The 25,063-nt window shown below is 67.1% G+C and carries 18 protein-coding genes and 1 tRNA gene; 4 read left to right on the top strand and 15 right to left on the bottom strand.

Annotated elements, in window-relative coordinates:
- The first annotated feature begins 121 nt into the window (after positions 1 to 121).
- Both rfbA and rfbC read left to right on the top strand, forming a co-directional pair.
- Complete coding sequence (gene rfbA / locus OG276_RS14360) at positions 122 to 997, top strand: glucose-1-phosphate thymidylyltransferase RfbA (RefSeq protein WP_266905467.1); 876 nt, start codon at positions 122 to 124, stop codon at positions 995 to 997.
- Positions 994 to 1,593, top strand: coding sequence for a dTDP-4-dehydrorhamnose 3,5-epimerase (gene rfbC / locus OG276_RS14365; RefSeq protein ID WP_266905469.1), 600 nt, complete (start codon positions 994 to 996; stop codon positions 1,591 to 1,593). Before rfbA ends, rfbC begins: the two co-directional genes overlap by 4 nt.
- A gap of 148 nt (positions 1,594 to 1,741) precedes the next feature.
- Here the strand turns inward: rfbC and tuf are convergent, their stop codons facing one another.
- The 4 genes from tuf to rpsL form a co-directional block, all read right to left on the bottom strand.
- Positions 1,742 to 2,935 carry an elongation factor Tu gene (gene tuf / locus OG276_RS14370; RefSeq protein WP_266912806.1) on the bottom strand — a complete coding sequence of 398 codons (1,194 nt, stop codon included), beginning with the start codon at positions 2,933 to 2,935 and terminating at the stop codon, positions 1,742 to 1,744.
- A 148-nt stretch (positions 2,936 to 3,083) separates the two neighbouring features.
- Positions 3,084 to 5,213: an elongation factor G gene (gene fusA, locus OG276_RS14375; protein WP_266905471.1), complete on the bottom strand. Its 2,130-nt coding sequence runs from the start codon at positions 5,211 to 5,213 to the stop codon at positions 3,084 to 3,086.
- Between the two features lie 39 nt (positions 5,214 to 5,252).
- The gene (gene rpsG / locus OG276_RS14380; RefSeq protein ID WP_215023410.1) at positions 5,253 to 5,723 is read right to left on the bottom strand and encodes a 30S ribosomal protein S7; all 471 of its coding nucleotides are present in this window, start codon (positions 5,721 to 5,723) and stop codon (positions 5,253 to 5,255) included.
- 3 nt (positions 5,724 to 5,726) lie between these two features.
- Positions 5,727 to 6,098 (bottom strand): 30S ribosomal protein S12, encoded by a 372-nt coding sequence (gene rpsL, locus OG276_RS14385; RefSeq protein ID WP_007265893.1) that lies wholly within the window; start codon positions 6,096 to 6,098, stop codon positions 5,727 to 5,729.
- Positions 6,099 to 6,855: 757 nt separating this feature from the next.
- Here rpsL and OG276_RS14390 point away from each other — a divergent pair.
- On the top strand, positions 6,856 to 9,327 hold the full coding sequence (locus tag OG276_RS14390; RefSeq protein ID WP_266905473.1) for a YfhO family protein: 2,472 nt from the start codon (positions 6,856 to 6,858) through the stop codon (positions 9,325 to 9,327).
- Between the two features lie 107 nt (positions 9,328 to 9,434).
- On the opposite strand, the gene OG276_RS14395 is transcribed toward OG276_RS14390, so the two are convergent.
- The 11 genes from OG276_RS14395 to OG276_RS14445 all read right to left on the bottom strand — a co-directional run bounded on the left by OG276_RS14395 (position 9,435) and on the right by OG276_RS14445 (position 23,635).
- On the bottom strand, positions 9,435 to 13,334 hold the full coding sequence (locus OG276_RS14395) for a DNA-directed RNA polymerase subunit beta' (RefSeq protein WP_243333344.1): 3,900 nt from the start codon (positions 13,332 to 13,334) through the stop codon (positions 9,435 to 9,437).
- Positions 13,335 to 13,431: 97 nt separating this feature from the next.
- Entirely contained in the window at positions 13,432 to 16,914 is a 3,483-nt protein-coding gene (gene rpoB / locus OG276_RS14400; RefSeq protein WP_243333342.1) for a DNA-directed RNA polymerase subunit beta, read from the bottom strand.
- A gap of 588 nt (positions 16,915 to 17,502) precedes the next feature.
- Positions 17,503 to 17,883, bottom strand: coding sequence for a 50S ribosomal protein L7/L12 (gene rplL, locus OG276_RS14405; RefSeq protein WP_266905476.1), 381 nt, complete (start codon positions 17,881 to 17,883; stop codon positions 17,503 to 17,505).
- A 110-nt stretch (positions 17,884 to 17,993) separates the two neighbouring features.
- Complete coding sequence (gene rplJ, locus OG276_RS14410) at positions 17,994 to 18,524, bottom strand: 50S ribosomal protein L10 (protein WP_215023401.1); 531 nt, start codon at positions 18,522 to 18,524, stop codon at positions 17,994 to 17,996.
- 289 nt (positions 18,525 to 18,813) lie between these two features.
- A complete protein-coding gene (locus OG276_RS14415) occupies positions 18,814 to 19,647 on the bottom strand; it encodes a hypothetical protein (RefSeq protein WP_266905478.1) in 834 nt (277 codons plus the stop codon).
- Between the two features lie 40 nt (positions 19,648 to 19,687).
- Complete coding sequence (locus tag OG276_RS14420; protein ID WP_266905480.1) at positions 19,688 to 20,560, bottom strand: LppX_LprAFG lipoprotein; 873 nt, start codon at positions 20,558 to 20,560, stop codon at positions 19,688 to 19,690.
- A 167-nt stretch (positions 20,561 to 20,727) separates the two neighbouring features.
- The gene (gene rplA / locus OG276_RS14425) at positions 20,728 to 21,456 is read right to left on the bottom strand and encodes a 50S ribosomal protein L1 (RefSeq protein WP_266905482.1); all 729 of its coding nucleotides are present in this window, start codon (positions 21,454 to 21,456) and stop codon (positions 20,728 to 20,730) included.
- Between the two features lie 86 nt (positions 21,457 to 21,542).
- The gene (gene rplK, locus OG276_RS14430; RefSeq protein WP_266905484.1) at positions 21,543 to 21,977 is read right to left on the bottom strand and encodes a 50S ribosomal protein L11; all 435 of its coding nucleotides are present in this window, start codon (positions 21,975 to 21,977) and stop codon (positions 21,543 to 21,545) included.
- A 170-nt stretch (positions 21,978 to 22,147) separates the two neighbouring features.
- Complete coding sequence (gene nusG, locus OG276_RS14435) at positions 22,148 to 23,089, bottom strand: transcription termination/antitermination protein NusG (RefSeq protein WP_266905486.1); 942 nt, start codon at positions 23,087 to 23,089, stop codon at positions 22,148 to 22,150.
- 84 nt (positions 23,090 to 23,173) lie between these two features.
- Positions 23,174 to 23,455: a preprotein translocase subunit SecE gene (gene secE / locus OG276_RS14440; protein WP_243333337.1), complete on the bottom strand. Its 282-nt coding sequence runs from the start codon at positions 23,453 to 23,455 to the stop codon at positions 23,174 to 23,176.
- 107 nt (positions 23,456 to 23,562) lie between these two features.
- Positions 23,563 to 23,635 (bottom strand) — tRNA-Trp (locus OG276_RS14445).
- Positions 23,636 to 23,826: 191 nt separating this feature from the next.
- Here OG276_RS14445 and OG276_RS14450 point away from each other — a divergent pair.
- Positions 23,827 to 25,053 (top strand): pyridoxal phosphate-dependent aminotransferase, encoded by a 1,227-nt coding sequence (locus OG276_RS14450; protein ID WP_266905489.1) that lies wholly within the window; start codon positions 23,827 to 23,829, stop codon positions 25,051 to 25,053.
- Positions 25,054 to 25,063: the final 10 nt, after the last annotated feature.

Genomic DNA, 25,063 nt, shown 5'->3' on the forward strand with positions numbered 1-25,063 from the left:
GTTCCATCCGGGCCGGAATCCGCCCCTCACGAGGATGCACATGAAGTAAACATTAGCCGCGCGCTCCGGCCGTTATCGACTGAACCGGAAACTGCCCCGCCCGCTCGCATAGTGTGGCGCCATGCGTGGAATTCTCTTGGCCGGCGGCACCGGATCCCGACTCTGGCCGCTGACGCGGGCAGTTTCGAAGCAGCTACTGCCCGTCTTCGACAAGCCGATGATCTACTACCCGCTCTCGACTCTGCTCATGGCCGGGATCAGCGAGATCCTCGTCATCACCACCCCGAACGACCGCGACCAGTTCGAACGCCTGCTCGGCGACGGCTCGCAGTTCGGCATCCGGCTGGAGTACGCCGTCCAGGAGCGCCCCGAAGGCATAGCCCAGGCCTTCGTGCTCGGCGCCGACTTCATAGGCGACGACTCCGTCGCCCTGATCCTCGGCGACAACATCTTCCACGGCAGCGGCCTCGGCACCCGCCTGGCGCAGCACACCGACTGCAAGGGCGGCCGGGTCTTCGCGTACCCGGTGGCGGACCCCAGCGCGTACGGCGTGGTCGAGTTCGACGAGGACGGCCAGGCCGTGTCCATCGAGGAGAAGCCGGCCAAGCCCAAGTCCCGCTACGCCGTGCCCGGTCTGTACTTCTACGACAACCAGGTCGTGGAGATAGCCGCCGGCCTGAAGCCCAGCGCCCGGGGGGAGCTGGAGATCACCGCCGTCAACGACGCGTACCTCCAGGCCGGCCGGCTGCAGGTCACCATCCTCGACCGCGGTACCGCCTGGCTGGACACCGGCACCTTCGTCTCGATGGTGCAGGCCTCGGAGTTCGTGCGGGTGATCGAGGAGCGTCAGGGCTTCAAGATCGGCTGCGTCGAGGAAGCCGCCTGGCGGGCGGGCCTGATCGACTCCGCGCAGCTGCGCGCGCTGGCCGGGCCGCTCACCAAGAGCGGATACGGGGACTACCTGATCGGGCTGCTCGAAGAGGAGGGCGCACGATGAAGTTCCGCGAGCTCTCCATCGAGGGCACCTTCGAGATCACGCCCCAGCAGCACGGCGACCCGCGCGGCATGTTCATGGAGTGGTACCGCTTCGACCGCCTCGCCGAGGTCGTCGGGCACCCGCTGAACCTGGCGCAGGCCAACCTCTCGGTGTCCCAGCGCGGTGTGGTCCGCGGCATCCACTTCGCCGACGTCCCGCGCGGCCAGGCCAAGTACGTCACCTGCGTGCGCGGCGCCGTGCTCGACATCATCGTGGACATCCGGGTCGGCTCCCCGACCTTCGGCCGCTGGGAAGGCATCCGCCTGGACGACCTGGACCGCCGCGCCGTCTACCTCCCCGAGGGCATGGGCCACGGCTTCTGCGCGCTGACGGACGACGCCACCCTGTCCTACGTCTGCTCGGAGACGTACAACCCGACGAGCGAGCACTCGGTCCACCCGCTCGACCCCGACCTGGGCATCGACTGGCCGGCGGACGTCCCGCTGCTGTCGGCCCGCGACGACGCGGCCCCCTCGCTGGCCGACGCCGCCGCCTCCGGCCTGCTGCCGGACTACGCCGCCTGCATCGAGTTCACGGAGTCCCTGCGGGTGAGGTAGCCGCCGCGCACGCAGCGGCGTACACGAGCCCCTCGGCAGGTGAGCCCGTACGACGAAGGGCCCCTCCCCCGTCGCGTGAACGACGGGGAAGGGGCCCTCCTGTCAAACATGGTGCCCGCGTCAGCGAGCTACCAGGTCAGAACACGAATTACTTCGTGATCTTGGTGACCTGGCCGGCGCCCACGGTACGACCACCCTCACGGATGGCGAACTTGAGGCCCTCCTCCATGGCGACCGGCTGGATCAGCGCGACCGTCATCTCGGTGTTGTCGCCCGGCATGACCATCTCCGTGCCGGCCGGCAGGGTGACAACACCCGTGACGTCGGTGGTACGGAAGTAGAACTGCGGACGGTAGTTGTTGAAGAAGGGGGTGTGACGGCCACCCTCGTCCTTCGACAGGATGTAGGCCTGGGCCTCGAACTCGGTGTGCGGGGTGACCGAACCGGGCTTGATGATGACCTGGCCGCGCTCGACGTCCTCGCGCTTGATGCCACGGAGGAGCAGACCGACGTTCTCGCCCGCCTGGCCCTCGTCGAGCAGCTTGCGGAACATCTCGATACCGGTGACCGTGGTGGTGGTCTTGGTCTCCTTGATACCGATGATGTCGACGGTCTCGTTGACCTTCAGGACACCACGCTCGATACGGCCGGTGACGACGGTACCGCGACCGGTGATCGTGAAGACGTCCTCGACGGGCATGAGGAACGGCAGCTCGGTGTCACGCGGCGGGGTCGGGATCGCCTCGTCGACGGCAGCCATGAGGCCGAGAAGCTTCTCGCCCCACTCCTTGTCGCCCTCGAGCGCCTTCAGCGCGGAGACGCGGACGACCGGAAGGTCGTCGCCCGGGAACTCGTAGTCGGAGAGGAGCTCACGAACCTCGAGCTCGACGAGCTCCAGGATCTCCTCGTCGTCCACCATGTCGGCCTTGTTCAGCGCGACGACGATGTACGGAACGCCGACCTGGCGGGCCAGGAGCACGTGCTCCTTGGTCTGCGGCATCGGGCCGTCGGTGGCGGCGACCACGAGGATCGCGCCGTCCATCTGCGCGGCACCGGTGATCATGTTCTTGATGTAGTCCGCGTGACCCGGGCAGTCGACGTGGGCGTAGTGACGCGCCTCGGTCTGGTACTCGACGTGCGCGATGGAGATGGTGATACCGCGCTGGCGCTCTTCGGGAGCCTTGTCGATCTGGTCGAAGGCCGAGGCCTCGTTCAGGTCCGGGTACGCGTCGTGCAGCACCTTGGTAATGGCGGCCGTGAGGGTCGTCTTACCGTGGTCAATGTGACCGATGGTGCCGATGTTGACGTGCGGCTTAGTCCGCTCGAACTTCGCCTTCGCCACGGGGTCCTCCTGGAGAGTGGTTCTGTACGCCTTGCTCATCGGCGCCAGGTGATCTTTGCTGGAAAGCCGGTTCCCCGGGGCAACGGGAGGGTTACTCCTGTTGCCCCAGAGGCTCCGGTGACAAGCCTAAAGCGTGTACTCGGAAGAGTTACTCGCCCTTGGCCTTCGCGATGATCTCCTCGGCGACGTTCCGGGGAACCTCGGCGTAGGAGTCGAACTGCATCGAGTAGCTGGCGCGACCCGAGGTCTTGCTGCGGAGGTCTCCGACGTAGCCGAACATCTCCGAGAGGGGCACGAGGCCCTTCACGAGGCGAGCACCGTGACGCTCCTCCATGGCCTGGATCTGGCCACGACGGGAGTTGATGTCACCGATGACGTCACCCATGGACTCCTCCGGCGTGGTGACCTCGACGGCCATCATCGGCTCGAGGAGCACGGGAGAAGCCTTGCGCGCGGCCTCCTTGAAGGCCTGCGAACCGGCGATCTTGAAGGCGAGCTCGGAGGAGTCGACCTCGTGGTAGCCACCGTCGAGAAGAATGACGCGGACGCCCGTCATCTCGTAGCCGGCGAGGATGCCGAACTTCATGGCTTCCTGCGCACCCGCGTCGACCGAGGGGATGTACTCCCTCGGGATGCGGCCACCGGTGACCTTGTTCACGAACTCGTACGCCGGACCGTCGGCCTCGAGGATCGGCTCGATCGCGATCTGCACCTTGGCGAACTGACCGGTACCACCGGTCTGCTTCTTGTGGGTGTAGTCGTGACGCTCCACCGTCTGGCGGATCGTCTCGCGGTAAGCGACCTGCGGCTTGCCGACGTTGGCCTCGACCTTGAACTCGCGCTTCATACGGTCGACCAGCACCTCGAGGTGCAGCTCGCCCATACCACCGAGGATGGTCTGGCCGGTCTCTTCGTCCGAGTGAACGTGGAAGGAGGGGTCCTCCTCCGCGAGAGACTGGATGGCTACACCCAGCTTCTCCTGGTCACCCTTGGACTTGGGCTCGATGGCGACCTGAATGACCGGGGCCGGGAAGTCCATGGACTCCAGGATGACCGGGTTCTTGTCGTCACACAGCGTCTCACCGGTGGTGGTCTGCTTCAGGCCCATGACGGCGACGATGTCACCGGCGCCCACCGCTTCGATCTCTTCACGCTTGTTCGCGTGCATGCGGTAGATCTTGCCGATGCGCTCCTTCTTGCCCTTGACGGAGTTCAGCACCGAGGTGCCGGCCTCCAGGCGGCCCGAGTAAACCCGGACGAAGGTGAGCTTACCGAGGTGCGGGTCACGCATGATCTTGAACGCGAGCGCCGCGAGGGGCTCGTCGTCCGAGGGCTTGCGCTTCACGACGACCTCGGCGTCCCGGACGTCGTGGCCTTCGATGGCCTCGATGTCCAGGGGCGACGGGAGGTAGCGGACGACGGCGTCGAGCAGGGGCTGAACGCCCTTGTTCTTGAACGCCGTGCCACAGAACACCGCGGTGACGGTGGCACCCTTGTCGCCCTTGGAGCCGATGATGATGCGACGCACAGCGTCGTGCAGCTGCTCGACGGTGGGCTCGACGCCCTCCAGGAACAGCTCCATGATCTGGTCGTCGTTCTCGGCAACGGTCTCGACGAGCTTCGCACGCCACTCTTCAGCGGCTTCGGTGTGCGTGGCCGGGATGTCGACGATGTCGTACATCTCGCCCTTGGTCGCCTCGGCGGACCAGACGAACGCCTTCATGGTGACCAGGTCGACAACGCCCTGGAAGTCCATCTCGGCACCGATGGGGAGCTGCATGACGATCGGAACCGCACCGAGGCGGTCCTTGATCATGTCGACACAGCGGTGGAACTCGGCGCCCGTGCGGTCCAGCTTGTTGACGAAGCAGATGCGCGGGACGCCGTAGCGGTCCGCCTGACGCCAAACGGTCTCGGACTGCGGCTCCACACCGGCGACACCGTCGAACACGGTGACGGCACCGTCGAGGACGCGGAGCGAACGCTCCACCTCGACCGTGAAGTCCACGTGACCCGGGGTGTCGATGATGTTGATGGTGTGGTCGACGTCTTCGAGCGGCCAGTGGCAGGTCGTCGCGGCAGACGTGATCGTGATGCCGCGCTCCTGCTCCTGCTCCATCCAGTCCATCGTGGCAGCGCCGTCGTGGACTTCACCGATCTTGTAAGACACACCGGTGTAGAACAGGATGCGCTCGGTGGTGGTCGTCTTGCCCGCGTCGATGTGAGCCATGATGCCGATGTTGCGCACCTTGGCCAGGTCAAGCGAAGTGGTAGCCATATCGGCTCAGTCTTCTCTCGGTCTCGATGTGGGTTGGGACTACCAGCGGTAGTGCGCGAAGGCCTTGTTGGACTCGGCCATCTTGTGCGTGTCCTCACGCTTCTTGACGGCAGCGCCAAGACCGTTCGACGCGTCGAGCAGCTCGTTCATGAGGCGCTCGGTCATCGTCTTCTCGCGGCGGGCGCGGGAGTAACCCACGAGCCAGCGCAGCGCGAGGGTCGACTGACGACCCGGCTTGACCTCGATCGGCACCTGGTAGGTGGCGCCACCGACACGGCGGGACTTGACCTCAAGCGACGGCTTGACGTTCTCCAGCGCGCGCTTCAGCGTGATGACCGGGTCGTTGCCGGTCTTCTCGCGGAGGCCTTCCATGGCGCCGTAAACGATGCGCTCGGCGGTGGAGCGCTTGCCGTTCAGGAGGATCTTGTTGATGAGCGACGTCACCAGAGGAGATGCGTAGACCGGGTCGATGATGACCGGGCGCTTCGGGGCGGGGCCCTTACGAGGCATTTTTTACTTCTCCTTCTTGGCGCCGTAGCGGCTGCGGGCCTGCTTGCGGTTCTTGACAGCCTGCGTGTCAAGCGCACCACGGATGATCTTGTAACGAACACCCGGCAGGTCCTTCACACGGCCACCACGCACGAGCACGATCGAGTGCTCCTGCAGGTTGTGTCCCTCACCCGGAATGTAGGCCGTGACCTCGATGCCAGAGGTCAGACGCACACGCGCGACCTTACGCAGCGCCGAGTTCGGCTTCTTCGGGGTGGTCGTGAACACACGCGTGCAGACGCCACGGCGCTGGGGCGAAGCCTCAAGCGCGGGGGTCTTGGTCTTCTCGACCTTGTCCTGCCGGCCCTTACGGACCAGCTGCTGGATCGTAGGCACTACTTCTCCGGTTTCTGTGTGCCGTGTAGTGAAGCTAACCTGGAACATTTGCCGACCCACGCGGTCGGGTGTGTCGGATCCGGCGGACCTCCACGCAAGCGTGGAAACGCACGAATCGCGGTGGCTGATACGGCTCAGGTGCGGTTGATGGACACGCACAGGAGCCCAGGCACACCCCAGGCACAAGGTCTGAGCGTACCTACCGCATCCACTCCGGTCAAAACAAAAGCCCCGGACCCCGCAGCCCGAAGGGCCCCCTGGCCAGTCGCCACAAGGCCGAAGCCCGGATGCGACCCCTGCGATGTGCGCCCGTGGTGCACATGTGCTAGGCGGAGCCCCCAGCCGCTCGCGGCCGCACGCACCGTACCGGGGCGGTGGCCGTGGGTTCAGGCGCGTCCCGAGGACGCGTGCTCCCCGGCCGGCAACCGCGGCCCGCGCGCTCCACCGAAAGGAGGAACCCCGTGTCCGGGGCCGCCTGGCACACCCTGCGCACACCCGTCCGGAGCGCCCCGGCGACGGCCGTCCCGCCACCCGCCCCGGTCCACGCGTCCGGCGGCCCCCGCCTGCCCCCGCCTGCCCCGGGCCGCCGCCGCCCGCACCGCCGCCGGGCCCCGCACCCGTAGGGCGGACGCCCGTGACGGACCCGCACCGGCCGGACCAGCCGTCCGTCGCCGTGGACCGGAGCCGCTGCGCGACACCATGGGCGCCGGATCCGACGTGCCACCAGTCGGACAGTCGACCAGCAGGGAGCAGACCCTTGGGGACCTTGGCCGTCGAGCCCGCGACGCAGAGCAGTCCACCTCCCGATCAGGACCGGCCCCGGCCCGCACCGCGCCGCGCCGCCCGCTTCCCCGGCCCGCTCCTCGCGTTCCTCACGGCCTCGGGCGCCTTCGTCGCGTCCTGGGCGGCCCGCGGCACCTTCCCCTTCGGCCACACCGGCCGGGCCGTCAACGACCAGGCCAACCAGTACGTCCCCTTCCACCGGGCGCTGTGGGACCTGGTGCACGGCCGGGCCGCCGGCGACCTCCTCTTCACCTGGCACGGCGGCTTCGGCCAGCAGTTCCTGTCCGACTACCACACCTACCTCGGCAACCCCTTCTCCTGGCTGGCCGTCCTCGTCCCCCGCGCCCACGTGGACCTCGCCGTCTTCGCGATCACCCCGGTCACGATGGGCACCGCCGCCGCCCTGATGGCCGTCTACCTCGGCAAGCTCCACCCCGGCCCGTGGTGGCAGCGGGGCGTGCTGGGCGCCGTCTACGGGCTGTGCGGCTGGGCTCTCAGCGACGCCTCGTACATCCCGATGTGGTTGTGGGGCCTGGTCGCGCTCCCGCTCCTGGGCATCGCCGTCGAGTGGTGCCTGGAGGACCGCCGCTGGCCGGGCGCGGCCCTGCTGGTCTCGCTCGCCTGGTTCGGGAACTTCTACACCGCGATGATGGCGACGATGGCCGCGTGCGTGCTCCTCGCCGTCCGCCTGATCGTCCTCGACCTCACCGGAGCCCAGCGGCTGCGCGCCGTGTGGCGGGCCGCGACGGCCGCCGCGACCGGCATCCTTCTCACGCTCCCCCTGCTCCTGCCCGCGTTCCTGTCCAGCGGGGCCGCCCAGCCCACCAGGGCGGCCGCCTTCGATCCGGTCCGGATCGAGGTCTTCCTGACGGGCATGCTCCCCGGCACCCACCTGTGGGGCGGCCGGCCCCGGCTGTACGTGGCCTCGCTCGGCCTGATCCTGGCCGGGTCCTTCCTCCTCAACACGGGGATCGCGCGCAGGACCCGCCTGGCATGGACGGGGGCGGCCCTGCTCGTCGCCGTCTCCTTCCAGTTCCCGCCCACCCAGTACGTGTGGCACGGGCTCGCGGTGCCGAACGGCAACCCGTACCGCGAGGCCTTCGTGTTCAGCGGCCTGGTGGTGGTCATCGCCTGGCTGTCGCTGGCCAACCGGCCGCGCCCGCTCCACCTGGCCCTGACGGCGGCCCTGCTGGTCGCCGCCACGTTCGCGCTGCGCCACACCAACGACTTCGGCGGCGCCACCTGGCCGGCCGTCCTGGGCGGCGGCGCGGTGTCGCTCCTCGCGCTGGTCCTCCTGGCCGTGGGCGAGAAGCACCGGGTACTGGTCCCCGTGGCCGCGGTCCTCATGGTCGGCGTCGTCTTCGCCGAATCCACCGCCGCCGCGGCGAGCGCGGACGCCCGCCGCGCCCGCGAACGCTGGGCGAAGCCGGTCGTCACCTCCAGCAGGTCGATCACGAACCACTTCGACGCCGTCCGCTCGGTCGACCGCTGGCCCGCGTACCGCACCGACCCGGGCGGCCCGCAGACCTCGTACAACGACGCGCTCGCGCTCCGGGCGCAGGGCCCGCAGTACTACAGCAGCTACCTCCCCGAGGCCACCTACGAGGCCCTCGAACCCCTCGGCTACGGCTACAAGAACGACGGCCGCACCTTCTTCGGCGCCGACAATCCCGTCCTGGACGCGATCTTCTCGATCGGCGCCCGCGCCGAACCGAGTCCGGAGAAGGACGGCTGGAGGGCCCGCACCTTCCCCACACCGCCGCTGGTCACCGTCCGCAGCGCCCCGTACACCTCCCCCAATCCCCCGGCCGCCGTCTACGCCCACCAGGAGCAGCTCCTCGGCGCCACCGTCTACCGGGTCCCGCCCGTCGCCCGCGGCGGCAGCGCCGCGAAACAGCGCTACACCGCCCGGTGCACCCCCGGCTCCGAAGCCTTCTGGTACTCGCCCCGGCTGTACGGCACCCTCGCCTACGCGGGCACCGAGAGGCCCCTGCGGGACAGGACGGCCGGGGTCCTGCGCCTGGGCGAGGTCCCCGCCTCCGGCCGGGTCGACGTCACCGTGCGGACCCGTACCCGGGGCGGCACCGCCGGCCCGCACCCCGTCGGCTGCCTGGACCGGGCCGCGCTCGCCACCACGGTCGGCCGCCTCACCGTCACGGGCGCCACCCACGTCAGCGCGGGAGGCCACACCATCGAGGCCACCCTCCCGAAGCACGCCTCCGGCACCGCCGTCTTCGCGATGACCGCCGTCCCCGGCTGGCAGTGCTCGGCCCCGGTGAAGAGCTTCCACGGCCTGGTCTCCCTGGACATCCCGCGGGGCGCCGACAAGGTCTCCTGCACCTTCCGCCCCAAGGGCCTCACCCCCGGCCTGGCCGGGGCCACCCTCGCCCTCCTGGCCCTGGCCTCGGTCACCGTGACGGGCCTGCGCCGCCGCACCGGGACCTGATCCACGCCGGGCCCGATCGACGACGGCGTCCACGACACGAAGAAGCCCCCCGCCTCTCCTCTCGGAGCGGCGGGGGGCTTCTTCGAACTGCCTACTGCTTAGCGACCTCAGCCGTTGTACGGGCCGTAGTCGTAGTCCTCCAGCGGGACAGCCTGGCCGGAGCCGGTGCCGAAGGGCGAGTAGTCGATGTCGTCGTAGCCGACGGCCGAGTACATCGCGGCCTTGGCTTCCTCGGTCGGCTCGACCCGGATGTTGCGGTAGCGGGCGAGGCCCGTACCGGCCGGGATGAGCTTACCGATGATGACGTTCTCCTTGAGGCCGATCAGGGAGTCGGACTTGGCGTTGATCGCCGCGTCCGTCAGAACCCTGGTCGTCTCCTGGAAGGACGCCGCCGACAGCCAGGACTCGGTCGCGAGCGAGGCCTTGGTGATACCCATCAGCTGCGGACGGCCGGAGGCGGGGTGACCGCCCTCGGTGACCACACGACGGTTCTCGGTCTCGAACTTCGACCGCTCGACCAGCTCGCCCGGCAGGAGCTCCGCGTCGCCGGACTCGATGATCGTCACGCGGCGCAGCATCTGCCGGATGATGATCTCGATGTGCTTGTCGTGGATCGACACGCCCTGCGAGTTGTAGACCTTCTGGACTTCGCCGACCAGGTGGACCTGGACCGCACGCTGGCCGAGGATGCGCAGCACGTCGTGCGGGTTGGTGGCACCCATGGTCAGCTTCTGGCCGACCTCGACGTGGTCGCCCTCGCCGACGATGACCTTGGCGCGCTTGGAGATCGGGAAGGCCGTCTCCTCGCTGCCGTCGTCGGGCGTGATGACGATCTTCTTCGTCTTCTCGGTCTCCTCGATCCGCACGCGGCCGGCGGCCTCGGAGATCGGGGCGACACCCTTCGGGGTACGGGCCTCGAAGAGCTCGACGACACGCGGCAGACCCTGCGTGATGTCGTCACCGGCCACACCACCGGTGTGGAAGGTACGCATCGTCAGCTGGGTACCGGGCTCACCGATGGACTGGGCGGCGATGATGCCGACCGCCTCACCGATGTCGACCAGCTTGCCGGTGGCGAGCGAGCGTCCGTAGCAGAAGGCACAGGTGCCGACCGCGGACTCACAGGTCAGGACCGAGCGGGTCTTGACCTCCTCGACGCCGTTGGCGACCAGGGCGTCGATGAGCACGTCACCGAGGTCGACGTTGGCCGGCGCGATGACCTTGCCGTCGATGACGACGTCCTCGGCCAGCATGCGGGCGTAGATCGAGGTCTCGACGTCGTCGGCCTTGCGCAGCACGCCGTCCTCGCCGCGAACGGCGATCTTCAGCTTCAGGCCGCGCTCGGTGCCGCAGTCTTCCTCGCGGATGATGACGTCCTGCGAGACGTCCACCAGACGACGGGTCAGGTAACCCGAGTCGGCGGTACGCAGGGCGGTGTCCGCCAGACCCTTACGGGCACCGTGCGTGGAGATGAAGTACTCCAGAACGGTGAGGCCCTCACGGAAGGACGCCTTGATCGGACGCGGGATGGTCTCGTTCTTCGCGTTCGACACCAGACCACGCATACCGGCGATCTGTCGCATCTGCATCATGTTTCCTCGGGCACCCGAGTCAACCATCATGAAGATGGGGTTCGTCTTGGGGAAGTTCGCGTTCATCGCCTCGGCAACCTCGTTGGTCGCCTTGGTCCAGATCGCGATGAGCTCCTGCGTGCGCTCGTCCTTGGTGATCAGACCGCGCTCGTACTGCTTCTGGACCTTCTCGTCCAGCTCCTCGTAGCCCTTGACGATGGCCTTCTTGGCCTCGGGCACGACGACGTCGGAGATGGCCACGGTGACGCCCGAACGGGTCGCCCAGTGGAAGCCGGCCGCCTTCAGGTTGTCGAGCGTCGCCGCCACGATGACCTTGGGGTAGCGCTCCGCCAGGTCGTTGACGATCTCGGAGAGCTGCTTCTTGCCCACCGAGTAGTCGACGAACGGGTAGTCCTCGGGAAGCAGCTCGTTGAAGAGCGCGCGACCCAGGGTCGTCTTCAGACGGAAGCTGTCGCCCGGCTGGAACTCCTGCTCGCCCTCTTCGGCGATCGGGGCCACCCAGCCGCGCGGCGGGATGGTGCCCACCGGGAAGCGGATGTCCACGGCCGACTGGAGAGCCAGCTCGCCGTTGTCGAACGCCATGGTCGCCTCGGCGGTCGAGCCGAACGCGCGGCCCTCGCCCTTGACGTCACGGAGCTCGCCGTCGGTGGTGAGGAAGAACAGACCCAGCACCATGTCCTGGGTCGGCATGGTGACGGGACGACCGTCTGCCGGCTTCAGGATGTTGTTCGAGGACAGCATCAGGATGCGGGCCTCGGCCTGCGCCTCTGCCGAAAGCGGCAGGTGCACGGCCATCTGGTCACCGTCGAAGTCCGCGTTGAACGCGGTGCAGACGAGCGGGTGGATCTGGATGGCCTTGCCTTCGACCAGCTGGGGCTCGAAGGCCTGGATGCCGAGGCGGTGCAGCGTGGGCGCACGGTTCAGCAGAACCGGGTGCTCGGCGATGACCTCTTCGAGCACGTCGTAGACGACCGTGCGGCCGCGCTCGACCATGCGCTTCGCCGACTTGATGTTCTGCGCGTGGTTCAGGTCGACCAGGCGCTTCATCACGAACGGCTTGAAGAGCTCCAGCGCCATGGCCTTGGGCAGACCACACTGGTGCAGCTTCAGCTGGGGACCGACGACGATCACGGAACGCGCGGAGTAGTCCACGCGCTTGCCGAGGAGGTTCTGACGGAATCGACCCTGCTTGCCCTTGAGCATGTCGCTCAGGGACTTCAGCGGGCGGTTACCGGGACCGGTGACCGGACGACCACGACGACCGTTGTCGAAGAGGGCGTCGACGGCCTCCTGAAGCATGCGCTTCTCGTTGTTCACGATGATCTCGGGGGCACCGAGGTCGAGGAGGCGCTTCAGACGGTTGTTGCGGTTGATCACGCGGCGGTACAGGTCGTTCAGGTCGGAGGTCGCGAAGCGGCCACCGTCCAGCTGCACCATCGGACGCAGGTCCGGCGGGATCACCGGCACGCAGTCCAGAACCATGCCCTTGGGCTTGTTGCTGGTCTGCAGGAACGCGGAGACGACCTTGAGGCGCTTGAGCGCACGGGTCTTCTTCTGGCCCTTGCCGGTACGGATGATCTCGCGGAGGCGCTCGGCCTCTTCGTCGAGGTCGAAGGACTCCAGACGCTTCTGGAGCGCCGCGGCGCCCATGCAGCCGTCGAAGTACGTACCGAAGCGGTCGCGCAGCTCGCGGTAGAGCAGCTCGTCGCCCTCGAGGTCCTGGACCTTGAGGTTCTTGAAGCGGGCCCACACCTCGTCGAGGCGGTCGATCTCGCGCTGGGCGCGGTCACGGAGCTGCTTCATCTCGCGCTCGGCACCTTCGCGCACCTTGCGGCGTACGTCGGCCTTGGCGCCCTCGGCCTCGAGCTCGGCCAGGTCGGTCTCGAGCTTCTTGGCACGGCCTTCGAGGTCCGAGTCGCGTCGGTTCTCGATCTGCTGGCGCTCGACGGAGACGTGCGCCTCCAGGGACGGGAGGTCGCGGGTGCGGCGCTCGTCGTCCACGAACGTGATCATGTACGCGGCGAAGTAGATGACCTTTTCGAGGTCCTTCGGCGCGAGGTCCAGCAGGTATCCGAGGCGCGACGGGACGCCCTTGAAGTACCAGATGTGGGTGACGGGAGCGGCAAGCTCGATGTGGCCCATCCGCTCGCGACGCACCTTGGCGCGCGTGACTTCGACGCCACAACGCTCACAGATGATGCCCTTGAAGCGGACACGCTTGTACTTACCGCAGTAGCACTCCCAGTCCCGGGTCGGACCGAAGATCTTCTCGCAGAAGAGTCCGTCCTTCTCGGGCTTGAGGGTGCGGTAGTTGATGGTCTCCGGCTTCTTGACCTCGCCGTGGGACCAGGTTCGGATGTCGTCCGCGGTGGCAAGGCCGATCCGCAGCTCGTCGAAGAAGTTGACGTCGAGCACTGTGCGTCAATCCCTCTTTCGGGGTCGAGTCTCAATCATGGTCTGAACGGTCCCGGGGATGACGGGGGGCTCTTGAGCGAGCCCCCCGTCAGGCCCGTCAGACCTCTTCGACGCTGCTCGGCTCACGCCGGGACAGGTCGATACCGAGCTCCTCCGCCGCGCGGAAGACGTCCTCGTCGGTGTCGCGCATCTCGATGGACATGCCGTCCGAGGACAGCACCTCCACGTTGAGGCAGAGCGACTGCATTTCCTTGATGAGCACCTTGAAGGACTCGGGAATGCCCGGCTCGGGGATGTTCTCGCCCTTGACGATGGCCTCGTAGACCTTCACGCGGCCGGTCACGTCATCGGACTTGATGGTCAGGAGCTCCTGGAGGGCGTAAGCGGCGCCATAAGCCTCAAGCGCCCACACCTCCATCTCACCGAAGCGCTGGCCACCGAACTGCGCCTTACCACCCAGCGGCTGCTGCGTGATCATCGAGTACGGACCGGTCGACCGAGCGTGGAGCTTGTCATCGACCAGGTGGTGGAGCTTCAGGATGTACATGTAGCCGACCGAGACCGGCTCCGGGAACGGCTCGCCGGAGCGGCCGTCGAACAGACGCGCCTTGCCGGACGGGAGGACCAGGCGGTCGCCGTCGCGGTTCGGGATGGTGTGCTCGAAGAGGCCGGAGATCTCGTCCTCGCGGGCACCGTCGAACACCGGGGTGGCGACGTTGGTACCGGGCTCGACGCGGTCGGCGCCGATGACCTTCAGTCGCTCGGCCCACTCCTCCGCGAGGCCGGAGACGTCCCAGCCGCGGCTGGCGAGCCAGCCGAGGTGGATCTCCAGGACCTGTCCCGGGTTCATTCGGGACGGGACACCCAGCGGGTTCAGGATGATGTCGACCGGCGTGCCGTCCTCAAGGAAGGGCATGTCCTCGATCGGAAGGATCTTGGAGATGACACCCTTGTTGCCGTGGCGGCCGGCGAGCTTGTCACCGTCGGTGATCTTGCGCTTCTGGGCGACGTAGACGCGGACCAGCTGGTTCACGCCCGGGGGAAGCTCGTCGCCCTCCTCGCGGTCGAAGACGCGGACACCGATGACCTTGCCGATCTCACCGTGAGGAACCTTGAGCGAGGTGTCACGCACCTCGCGGGCCTTCTCACCGAAGATCGCGCGGAGCAGGCGCTCTTCCGGGGTCAGCTCGGTCTCGCCCTTGGGCGTGACCTTTCCGACCAGGATGTCGCCGGCGACGACGTCCGCACCGATGCGGATGATGCCGCGCTCGTCGAGGTCCGCCAGGACCTCCTCGGAGACGTTCGGGATGTCCCGGGTGATCTCCTCGGGGCCCAGCTTGGTGTCACGGGCGTCGACCTCGTGCTCCTCGATGTGAATCGAGGAGAGGACGTCGTCCTGTACGAGGCGCTGCGACAGGATGATCGCGTCCTCGTAGTTGTGACCTTCCCAGGGCATGAACGCCACGAGCAGGTTCTTGCCGAGGGCCATTTCGCCCTCTTCGGTCGCAGGACCGTCGGCGAGGACCTGGGACTCGATGATCCGGTCACCCTCGTTGACGATGACCTTCTGGTTGACCGAGGTGCCCTGGTTCGAGCGGGAGAACTTGGCGACGCGGTACGTGGTGTACGTGCCGTCGTCGTTGGCGACGGTGATGTAGTCGGCCGAGACCTCCTGGACGACACCGTCCTTCTCCGCACGGATCGAGTCACCGGCGTCGACCGCACAGCGGTACTCCATGCCGGTGCCGACGAGCGGCGCTTCCGCCTTGATGAGCGGAACGGCCTGGCGCATCATGTTCGCGCCCATGAGGGCACGGTTGGCGTCGTCGTGCTCCAGGAAGGGGATCATCGCGGTCGCGACGGACACCATCTGGCGCGGGGAGACGTCCATGTAGTCGACGTCGTCGCCGGCGATGTAGTCGATCTCGCCGCCACGACGACGAACCAGCACGCGGTTCTCGGTGAAGCGCATGTCGTCGGACAGGCCGGCGTTGGCCTGGGCGATGACGAAGCGGTCTTCCTCGTCGGCCGTCAGGTAGTCGACCTCGTCGGTGACGACACCCTCGATGACCTTGCGGTACGGGGTCTCGACGAAGCCGAACGCGTTGACGCGGCCGTAGGACGCGAGCGAGCCGATCAGACCGATGTTCGGGCCTTCAGGGGTCTCGATCGGACACATGCGGCCGTAGTGCGACGGGTGAACGTCTCGGACCTCGAAGCCGGCCCGCTCACGGGACAGACCACCCGGGCCAAGCGCCGACAGACGGCGCTTGTGGGTGAGACCCGACAGCGGGTTGTTCTGGTCCATGAACTGCGACAGCTGGCTGGTGCCGAAGAACTCCTTGATGGAGGCGACGACCGGCCGGATGTTGATCAGGGTCTGCGGCGTGATCGCCTCGACGTCCTGGGTCGTCATCCGCTCGCGGACGACGCGCTCCATACGAGCCAGACCCGTACGGACCTGGTTCTGGATGAGCTCGCCGACGTTGCGCAGACGACGGTTGCCGAAGTGGTCGATGTCGTCGGTCTCGACGACGATCGAACGACCCGACTCACCGACGGTCTCGGTCTCACCGGCGTGCAGCTTGACCAGGTACTTGATGGTCGCGATGACGTCGTCGGTGGTGAGCACGCCGGCGTCCAGCGGCTCATCGGCGCCGAGCTTCTTGTTCACCTTGTAGCGGCCGACCTTCGCGAGGTCGTAGCGCTTCGGGTTGAAGTAGAGGTTCTCGAGCAGCGTCTGAGCGGCTTCGCGGGTCGGCGGTTCGCCGGGACGCAGCTTGCGGTAGATGTCGAGCAGCGCGTCGTCCTGGCCCTGGGTGTGGTCCTTCTCCAGGGTGGCGCGCATGGACTCGTACTCGCCGAACTCCTCGAGGATCTGCTCGGTGGTCCAGCCGAGAGCCTTCAGGAGGACGGTGACGGACTGCTTGCGCTTGCGGTCGATGCGAACACCGACCATGTCGCGCTTGTCGATCTCCATCTCGAGCCAGGCACCCCGGGAAGGGATGATCTTGGCGGCGAAGATGTCCTTGTCGGACGTCTTGTCGATGGAGGAGTCGAAGTAGACACCGGGGGAACGGACGAGCTGCGACACGACGACACGCTCGGTGCCGTTGATGACGAAGGTGCCCTTGTTGGTCATGAGCGGGAAATCGCCCATGAAGACCGTCTGAGACTTGATCTCTCCGGTCTCGTTGTTCGTGAACTCGGCAGTGACGAAAAGCGGCGCCGCGTACGTGAAGTCGCGGTCCTTGCACTCGTCGACCGAGTTCTTCGCCGGCTCGAAACGGTGGTCGCGGAACGTCAGCGACATCGACCCGGAGAAGTCCTCGATCGGCGAGATCTCCTCGAAGATCTCTTCCAGACCGGACTTGGTGGGAACGTCCTGTCCGCTCTCAAGCGCCGACTCGACGCGAGACTTCCAGGCGGCGTTGCCGAGCAGCCAGTCAAAGCTCTCGGTCTGCAGCGCCAGGAGGTTCGGAACCTCGAGGGGCTCCTTGATCTTTGCAAAGGAGATGCGCAGCGGGGCGGTGCTGGCACCGTTGTTCGTATTGGTCGAGGCGTTGCGCGAGGCGGCCAAGAGGGGGTCCTTCCGAGGGCTCGGACTCACTACGCGCGTACCGGTCCCAGCTGACACAGAAGACAAGCGCCCCCCATCTGGTCAAAAGGACCAGCTCAGGGCCGTTCAATCAAGTGTGCTCATGCGTGGGCATGCCCCTGGCGACGGGCAGGGGGCAGCTAACAGGCAGCGCAAAGGGTCAGTGTAGCCACTAGGCTCACTGATGTCCAGACCAGGTTTCCGGAAACCGGCAACAGGCCTTCCCCATGTCGTTTCAACTGCGTCCAACGGTTCGGCTCTCGCATACAGAGCGCGTAACAGTACTGCCCTCTTCGTAGTCGATCCATGCCCGATGCGGGCCCGATCCATGCCTCGGATCTCGGATCGAGTCTGCCGATCTCGCGACGGATCTGAGAATTGCGCGCCGCGTCCCGTTCGTCAAGGCCCCCTGCTCCGAGCGGATCATCGAAGGACCCTGCCGCAGAGCAACGAAGATCACCCTACTCCCCAACGAGACGGGGGCAAATCAGGCACTCCGGGTACGCCAAAGGGCGACCACCCTTACGGGTGATCGCCCTTGGATGAGGCCTCAGAGAGGCCTCAGAGGTGTTACTTGACCTCGACGGTGGCGCCGGCGGCCTTGAGGGTCTCGGCAGCCTTGTCAGCGGCCTCCTTGGCGACCTTCTCGAGGACGGGCTTCGGAGCGCCGTCGACGAGGTCCTTGGCCTCCTTCAGGCCGAGGGAGGTCAGCTCGCGCACGACCTTGATGACCTGGATCTTCTTGTCGCCGGCACCGGTGAGGATGACGTCGAACTCGTCCTGCTCCTCGACGGCCTCGGGGGCGGCAGCGCCACCGGCCGGGGCAGCGGCGACGGCCGCGGCGGCGGTGACGTCGAACTTCTCCTCGAACGCCTTCACGAACTCGGAGAGCTCGATGAGGGTGAGCTCCTCGAACTGAGCGAGCAGGTCTTCCTGGCTGAGCTTCGCCATGATGGGCGATCCTTCCACTAAATCGGCAGGTGCCGGATGTATATAGAGGCGGGCGTAACGGCCCGCTTTGACCCACGCACTAGGCGGCGTGGATCAGTGCGCGAGCCGAATTACTCGGCACCGCCCTGCTCGGCGAGCTTGACGCGAAGCGCTTCCGCAGTGCGGACGAACTTCGACGGCAGCGCCTGGAAGAGCGAGGCAGCCTGAGACTGCTTGCCCTTGAACGCGCCGGCCAGCTTGCTGAGCAGAACCTCGCGGGACTCGAGGTCCGCAAGCTTCTTGATCTCATCGGCGGTGAGCGCCTTACCATCAAGGACACCCGCCTTGATGATGAGGTTCGGGTTTTCCTTGGCGAAGTCACGCAGGCTCTTCGCCGACTCCACCGGGTCACCGGTGATGAAGGCGACCGCGGTGGGACCAGCGAAGTGCTCGTCCAGCGCGGTGATCCCGGCCTGGTTGGCCGCAATCTTGGTCAGCGTGTTCTTCACCACGGCGTACTGGGCGTTCTCACCGAGAGAGCGACGCAGCGTCTTGAGCTGCGCGACGGTGAGACCCCGGTACTCGGTCAGCACGGCGGCGTTCGAGTCGCGGAACTGGTCCGTGAGCTCGGCTACCGCGGCAGCCTTGTTGGGCGTCGGCATAGTGCGTCGGCCTCCTTCCGGGTGATGAGGACCGCTCAGAAGGGGCATAAATACGAAACGCCCCGGCGCAGGCGCCAGGGCGTAGCTCAACCGGAACGAGTCCGGGAACTTTCCTTGAACACCTGCGCAGGACGTCCGCAGTTAGCGGATCCTTCGGCCACCGCACCCTTGCAGGCACGGCAACGACCAGCGGTCTTTGGCTTCTCCGGAAGAGTACGGGAACCACCCGACACGGAGCAAATCCGTCCACCGGGCCCCTTGCGGGCGGTCCCGCAAGGGGCCCGGCGGCTCATCCGCCGATGACGTCGTCGAAGTCCACGGTGTCCTCGGCCGGCGGCGCGGCGACGGCGGGAGTCGTGCCGAAGGCGGAGAACTTCGCCTTCGTCTGGAGCGGGCCCTCCGGGGCTCCCGTCTCCGTGGAGTCGACGCGGACGGGGTATCCGTCCTTGCCGATCCACAGGTCGATCCGGAGCTCCTTGATGCCCTTGAGCGCCTCGTGGAGGTACTGGCGGTTCTTCTCCTCCATGACCTTCGTGGCGTCGTCCGCCTTCAGCAGCTCCGTGTCCGTGAGGATCGCCTTGTAGTGCTCGGCCTCGATCCCGTCGACCTGCTCCGCGCCCACGTACCGGACGGTGTCCTGTCCGAGGAGCATCGCGAGGTACTCGGCGGGGTCCTCGCCCCGCCGCACGCCCGGCTTTCCGTCCTTGGCCAGGCTCATCTTCATCCAGGACTTGCCCTTCACGGGCTTGTCCAGCTTGCTCCAGATGACGTCGCCGATCATGATCGAGCGCTTGTCGCGCCCGTCGCTCTTCAGCACGATGTCGTGGCTGGACGGGTACCAGCCCTTGGAGCCGGAGTGGGCCGAGGTCTTCTGGGCCGGGTCGGTGGTCGTCAGCTCGACCTTGGCGGACTTGGCCGCCACCGTCTTGAGGTAGGCCGCCTTCACCGCCTCCGCGGGCGCGGGGGCCTTGGCCGCCTCGCTCTTCGAGGCGGCGCCCCCGTCCTTGCCCGCGGCGGGCTCGTCCGCGCCGCAGGCCGTGAGGCCGCCCGCGAGCAGTGCGGCGCCCGCAAGGGCGGCACCGGTTCGCGTCCAGACAGCCTTGTTCATTACGTGCTCCCCCATGAAAGAAAACCTTGTTCGTCGTGCGTGCCGGACCCGGGGGTCAGCTTTCGCCCGCGCCCTTCATCATCTCGGCGAGGTCGACGACCTGGTCGGCGGGCGGCGCGGCCACCTCGACCGGCTGGTTGTAGTCCAGGAACTTGATGGTCGTGTCCACCGGGCCCTTGGCCGCTTCACCGCGGGTACGGACCTGCTTGGTGTGGTCCGACTCGTCGATCCACATGTCCAGGGTCAGGCTCTTCACGCCCTGCGCCTCCAGATCCGTGACGGACTTCTCCTGGCGCTTCTTGGCCTCGGGGGTCGAGGAGGCCAGCGCGGCCCGCAGTTCGTCGAGGCTGACCGTGCCGCTGAGGTGCTTGGTCTTCACCCCGTCGATGGTCTCTTCGCCGACGAGCTTGAGGTCCTTGGCCTTGAGGAGCTCACCCGCCCGGTCACCGGGGTTCTCGCCGGTCTTGTTCGCCGTGCCGCCGGCGCTGTTCAGCTTCTCCGCCATGGCCGGGTCCAGGCTCTTCATGTCGAACTTGATCCACTTGCCCTCGGAGCCGATGAACATCACCTGGTCGAGGAGGCGGATCTCGGCCCCCTGGCCGCCCTCGCCCGAGGTGGTCATCTTCATCGACATCGCCACCGACGGCTTGAGCCGCATGGCGACGTCGCCGGAGAACTGCTCGCCCTCCGCGGTGCCCGTCATCGAGTAGCGCAGGGAGGTGATCTCCTCCGACTTCGCCTTGACCTTCTCCAGGTAGGCGGCCGGGGTCACCTCCACAGCGCCCTTCGCGGAGCTCTGGGAGGCCGCAGCCTTCCCCGTGCCGTCCTTCTGCCCGCTCTCGCACGCCGTGGCTCCACCCACGAGCAGTACGGCGGCCAGCGCGGCCCCAGCGGTCTTCTTACGGTTGCCGTTGCGGTACGCGAACAAGAGTCCCCACCCCAGATGTGATCGTTTGCAGTAATCCGACCCTACTGGGTGGTACGCCGATCACTTCGCGATTTTCGGCGCGCAACGCAGAACGGGCCCTTCTCCCCCGGGAAAGGGGGAGAAGGGCCCGTTCGGGCAACTCAGGCGGGCCGTCAGGCCCGGCTCAGTCAGACCGCGGCCGGGTCTTCCTCGACGAGGAGGTTCCGGGTGCGGTTCTGGTCCAGCAGGATGCCGGGGCCCATGGTGGTGCTGAGGGCAGCCTTCTTGATGTAGCGGCCCTTCGCGGCGGACGGCTTCAGACGAAGGATCTCGTCCAGGGCCGCGCCGTAGTTCTCGACCAGCTGCTCATCGGAGAAGGAAACCTTGCCGATGATGAAGTGCAGGTTCGAGTGCTTGTCGACGCGGAACTCGATCTTGCCACCCTTGATCTCGGTGACAGCCTTCGCGACGTCCATCGTGACGGTGCCGGTCTTCGGGTTCGGCATCAGGCCACGGGGACCGAGCACGCGGCCGAGGCGGCCGACCTTGCCCATGAGGTCCGGCGTGGCGACAACGGCGTCGAACTCGTTGAGGCGGTTGCCCTTGGCGATCTCGTTGATGAGCTCGTCGTCGCCGACAATGTCGGCGCCGGCGGCTTCCGCGGCCGCAGCACGGTCACCGGTCGCGAAGACCAGGACCCGGGCGGTCTTGCCGGTGCCGTGCGGGAGGTTCACGGTGCCGCGGACCATCTGGTCGGCCTTGCGCGGGTCTACACCCAGGCGGAAGGCGACCTCGACGGTGCCGTCGAACTTCGTGGCGGAGGTCTCCTTGGCGAGACGGACGGCCTCGAGCGGGGCGTACAGCTTCTCCCGGTCGACCTTGGCGTCCGCAGCGCGGAGAGTCTTGCTGCGCTTCACTTCTGCTCCTGTGTTGTGATCAGGCATGGAGTCGTGGTGCGGACCAGCGCTTGGCCCTACCACTGTGGTGCTGGGGGGAGGCTGAATCAGCCTTCGACCGTGACGCCCATCGAACGCGCGGTGCCGGCGATGATCTTCATCGCGGCGTCGACGTCGTTGGCGTTCAGGTCGGGCATCTTCAGCTCGGCGATCTCGCGGACCTGGGCGCCGGAAAGCTTGGCGACCTTGGTCTTGTGCGGCTCGCCGGAGCCCTTCTCGATGCCTGCGGCCTTCAGGATGAGGCGCGCGGCCGGCGGCGTCTTGGTGATGAAGGTGAAGGAGCGGTCGTCGTAGACCGTGATCTCCACCGGCACGACCATGCCACGCTGCGACTCGGTCGCGGCGTTGTAGGCCTTGCAGAACTCCATGATGTTGACGCCGTGCTGACCGAGCGCGGGGCCGACCGGCGGAGCCGGGTTGGCCGCACCGGCCTTGATCTGGAGCTTGATAAGCCCCGTGATCTTCTTCTTCTTGGGAGGCATTGCTCTCTCCGGGTCCTAGTGAGAGTTTTCGCCGCCAATCCGGTCATCCGGATGGAGGCATACCGCACCACGATAACGGGTATCGGTGCGAGGCTGAAAACCGAGCAGGTCAGACCGCCCGCAAGGGGGCAATCTGACCTGTCCGGAAGCGTGTGCCAGAAGGCTGTGGATCAGTTCTTCTGGATCTGGTCGAAGCTGAGCTCGACCGGGGTCTCGCGGCCGAAGATCTCGACGAGACCCTTGACCTTCTTCGAGTCCGGGTTGATCTCGTTGATGGTCGCCTGCAGCGTCGCGAACGGGCCGTCGGTGACGGTGACCGAGTCGCCGACCTCGAAGTCCAGGACCTCGATGGCGCGCTTGACGGCGGGCGCCGGCAGACCGGCCTCTTCCGCTGCCAGCTTGGCGGCCTTCTCCTGCAGCTCCGGGGCGAGCATCTTGACGATCTCGTCCAGGGTCAGCGGGTACGGGTCGTACGCGTTGCCCACGAAGCCGGTGACACCAGGGGTGTTGCGGACGACGCCCCAGGACTCGTTCGTCAGATCCATGCGGACGAGAACGTAACCGGGCAGCTTGTTCTGCCGGACGTTCTTGCGCTCGCCGTTCTTGATCTGGACGATCTCTTCCTCGGGCACCTCGGCCTGGTAGATGAAGTCCTCGACGTTGAGCGAGACGGCGCGCTGCTCCAGGTTGGCCTTCACGCGCTTCTCGTAGCCGGCGTACGTGTGGATGACGTACCACTCGCCGGGCAGGAGGCGCAGTTCTTCGCGCAGGGCCTGGATGGGGTCGACGGGCTCGGCGGGCTCGACCTCGGCGGCCTCTTCGGCCTCCGCGTCGTCGGCCTCGGCCTCGACGGCGTCGTCCTCGTCGGCGTCCTCGGAGTCGTCGGCCTCTTCGGCGTCGTCCTCGTCGGAGTCGTCAGCGCCCTCGAAGTCAGCCTCGGCGTCGACCTCTTCCTCGACGTGCAGCGCGGCCTCTTCGGCGGCGACACCCGCCTCGGCGTCGGCGAGCTCGGCCTCGTCAGGGTCCACAGCGTCTGCAGCCTCGACGATGTCGAGCTCGTCCTCGACGGACTCGACGGAGTCGGGGCTCACGTTCAGGTTCGGGTCAGACACGGTGGCTGCTTCTTCCTGGATACAAAAGGTGGTCGAACATGCGAAAACGGGCGGCACCCATCAAGGCGCCGCCCTCCGCGGGGATCAGCCGAAGACGAACTTGATGGCTTCCTGGAACCCATAGTCAATCACGGTCACCAGACCGATCATGATGACGACGAAGACAATCACCACAGAGGTGTACGTCGTCAGCTGGTTGCGAGTGGGCCAAACAACCTTGCGGAGTTCCGCGACGATCTGGCGGTAGAACAGCGCGAGACGACCCAGAGGGCCCTTCTTGCCGCGCTTGCCGCCCTTGCGGGCCTTCTTCTCGCGAGTGTCATCCTCGGCGTCAGGCATGTCGATGGAGCCCAGGGCGTCCGTCACGTCTCTCACCTGAATCCGGGTCGTGGCCGTAGCCGCGCCCGGTTGCGCCGCACGGCACTGCATCTAAGTACGTACCTGCGCACACACTTCCGAGAAGGAGTGTGGAGCAGGGCCGGAGGGACTCGAACCCCCAACCGCTGGTTTTGGAGACCAGTGCTCTACCAATTGAGCTACGACCCTTTGCGTCCCTCAACCTACCGCATCCAGGCGAGTGCACGGTGTGCTCACGCTCTGCAGCAGTCGACGAGGGCCAACGACGGTTGAGTGTACGTGGTCCGGGCCCTGACGTCGAACAGCACCGTCCGGAGAGCGTCCGTCCGGTAACTGAAACGGAGTGCGGCGCTCGTTTCGCGTCTGGGACGATTGGCCGCATGACCTCTGAAACGCCTTCCGCCGAGCGCCGCGTATCCGCCCGTATCGGTGCCATCTCCGAGTCCGCCACCCTCGCCGTCGACGCCAAGGCCAAGGCCCTCAAGGCCGCCGGGCGTCCGGTGATCGGTTTCGGAGCGGGTGAGCCCGACTTCCCGACCCCGGACTACATCGTCGACGCCGCGGTCGAGGCCTGCCGCAACCCCAAGTACCACCGCTACACCCCGGCCGGCGGTCTGCCCGAGCTGAAGGCCGCCATCGCCGCCAAGACGCTGCGCGACTCCGGCTACGAGGTCGACGCCTCCCAGGTCCTGGTGACCAACGGCGGCAAGCAGGCGATCTACGAGGCGTTCGCGGCCATCCTGGACCCGGGTGACGAGGTCATCGTCCCGGCCCCGTACTGGACCACGTACCCGGAGTCGATCCGTCTCGCCGGCGGTGTCCCGGTCGAGGTCGTCGCCGACGAGACCACCGGTTACCGGGTCTCCGTCGAGCAGCTCGAAGCGGCGCGCACCGAGCGCACGAAGGTCGTCCTCTTCGTCTCCCCGTCGAACCCGACCGGCGCCGTCTACACCGAGGCCGACGCCGAGGCGATCGGCCGCTGGGCCGTCGAGAAGGGCCTGTGGGTCCTGACCGACGAGATCTACGAGCACCTGGTCTACGGCGACGCGAAGTTCGTCTCCCTCCCGGCGATCGTTCCCGAGCTGGCCGACAAGTGCATCATCGTCAACGGCGTCGCCAAGACGTACGCCATGACGGGCTGGCGCGTGGGCTGGGTCATCGGCCCGAAGGACGTGGTCAAGGCCGCGACCAACCTCCAGTCGCACGCCACCTCCAACGTCTCCAACGTGGCCCAGGTCGCGGCGCTGGCCGCCGTCTCCGGCAACCTGGACGCCGTCCACGAAATGCGGACGGCCTTCGACCGCCGCCGTCAGACGATGGTGCGGATGCTGAACGAGATCGACGGCGTCTTCTGCCCGACCCCCGAGGGTGCGTTCTACGTCTACCCCGCGGTCAAGGACGTCCTCGGCAAGGAGATCCGCGGCAAGCGCCCGCAGACCTCCGTCGAGCTCGCCGCGCTGATCCTGGACGAGGCCGAGGTCGCGGTCGTCCCGGGCGAGGCCTTCGGCACCCCCGGCTACCTCCGCCTCTCCTACGCCCTGGGCGACGAGGACCTGGTCGAGGGCGTCTCCCGCATCCAGAAGCTCCTCGCGGAGGCGAAGGCCTAGGCCTGGCGCG

Origin of the sequence: Streptomyces sp. NBC_00086 (assembly GCF_026343255.1) — a bacterium.
Lineage (GTDB): Bacteria > Actinomycetota > Actinomycetes > Streptomycetales > Streptomycetaceae > Streptomyces.

What these genes read in the sequence shown, in the direction of transcription:
- rfbA (WP_266905467.1), top strand. Translation starts at nt 122, where the DNA reads ATGCGTGGAATTCTCTTGGCCGGCGGCACCGGATCCCGACTCTGGCCG.
- rpsG (WP_215023410.1), bottom strand. Translation starts at nt 5,723, where the DNA reads ATGCCTCGTAAGGGCCCCGCCCCGAAGCGCCCGGTCATCATCGACCCG.
- OG276_RS14450 (WP_266905489.1), top strand. Translation starts at nt 23,827, where the DNA reads ATGACCTCTGAAACGCCTTCCGCCGAGCGCCGCGTATCCGCCCGTATC.
- fusA (WP_266905471.1), bottom strand. Translation starts at nt 5,213, where the DNA reads ATGGCTACCACTTCGCTTGACCTGGCCAAGGTGCGCAACATCGGCATC.
- rplJ (WP_215023401.1), bottom strand. Translation starts at nt 18,524, where the DNA reads ATGCCGACGCCCAACAAGGCTGCCGCGGTAGCCGAGCTCACGGACCAG.
- OG276_RS14415 (WP_266905478.1), bottom strand. Translation starts at nt 19,647, where the DNA reads ATGGGGGAGCACGTAATGAACAAGGCTGTCTGGACGCGAACCGGTGCC.
- rfbC (WP_266905469.1), top strand. Translation starts at nt 994, where the DNA reads ATGAAGTTCCGCGAGCTCTCCATCGAGGGCACCTTCGAGATCACGCCC.
- rplL (WP_266905476.1), bottom strand. Translation starts at nt 17,883, where the DNA reads ATGGCGAAGCTCAGCCAGGAAGACCTGCTCGCTCAGTTCGAGGAGCTC.
- rplK (WP_266905484.1), bottom strand. Translation starts at nt 21,977, where the DNA reads ATGCCTCCCAAGAAGAAGAAGATCACGGGGCTTATCAAGCTCCAGATC.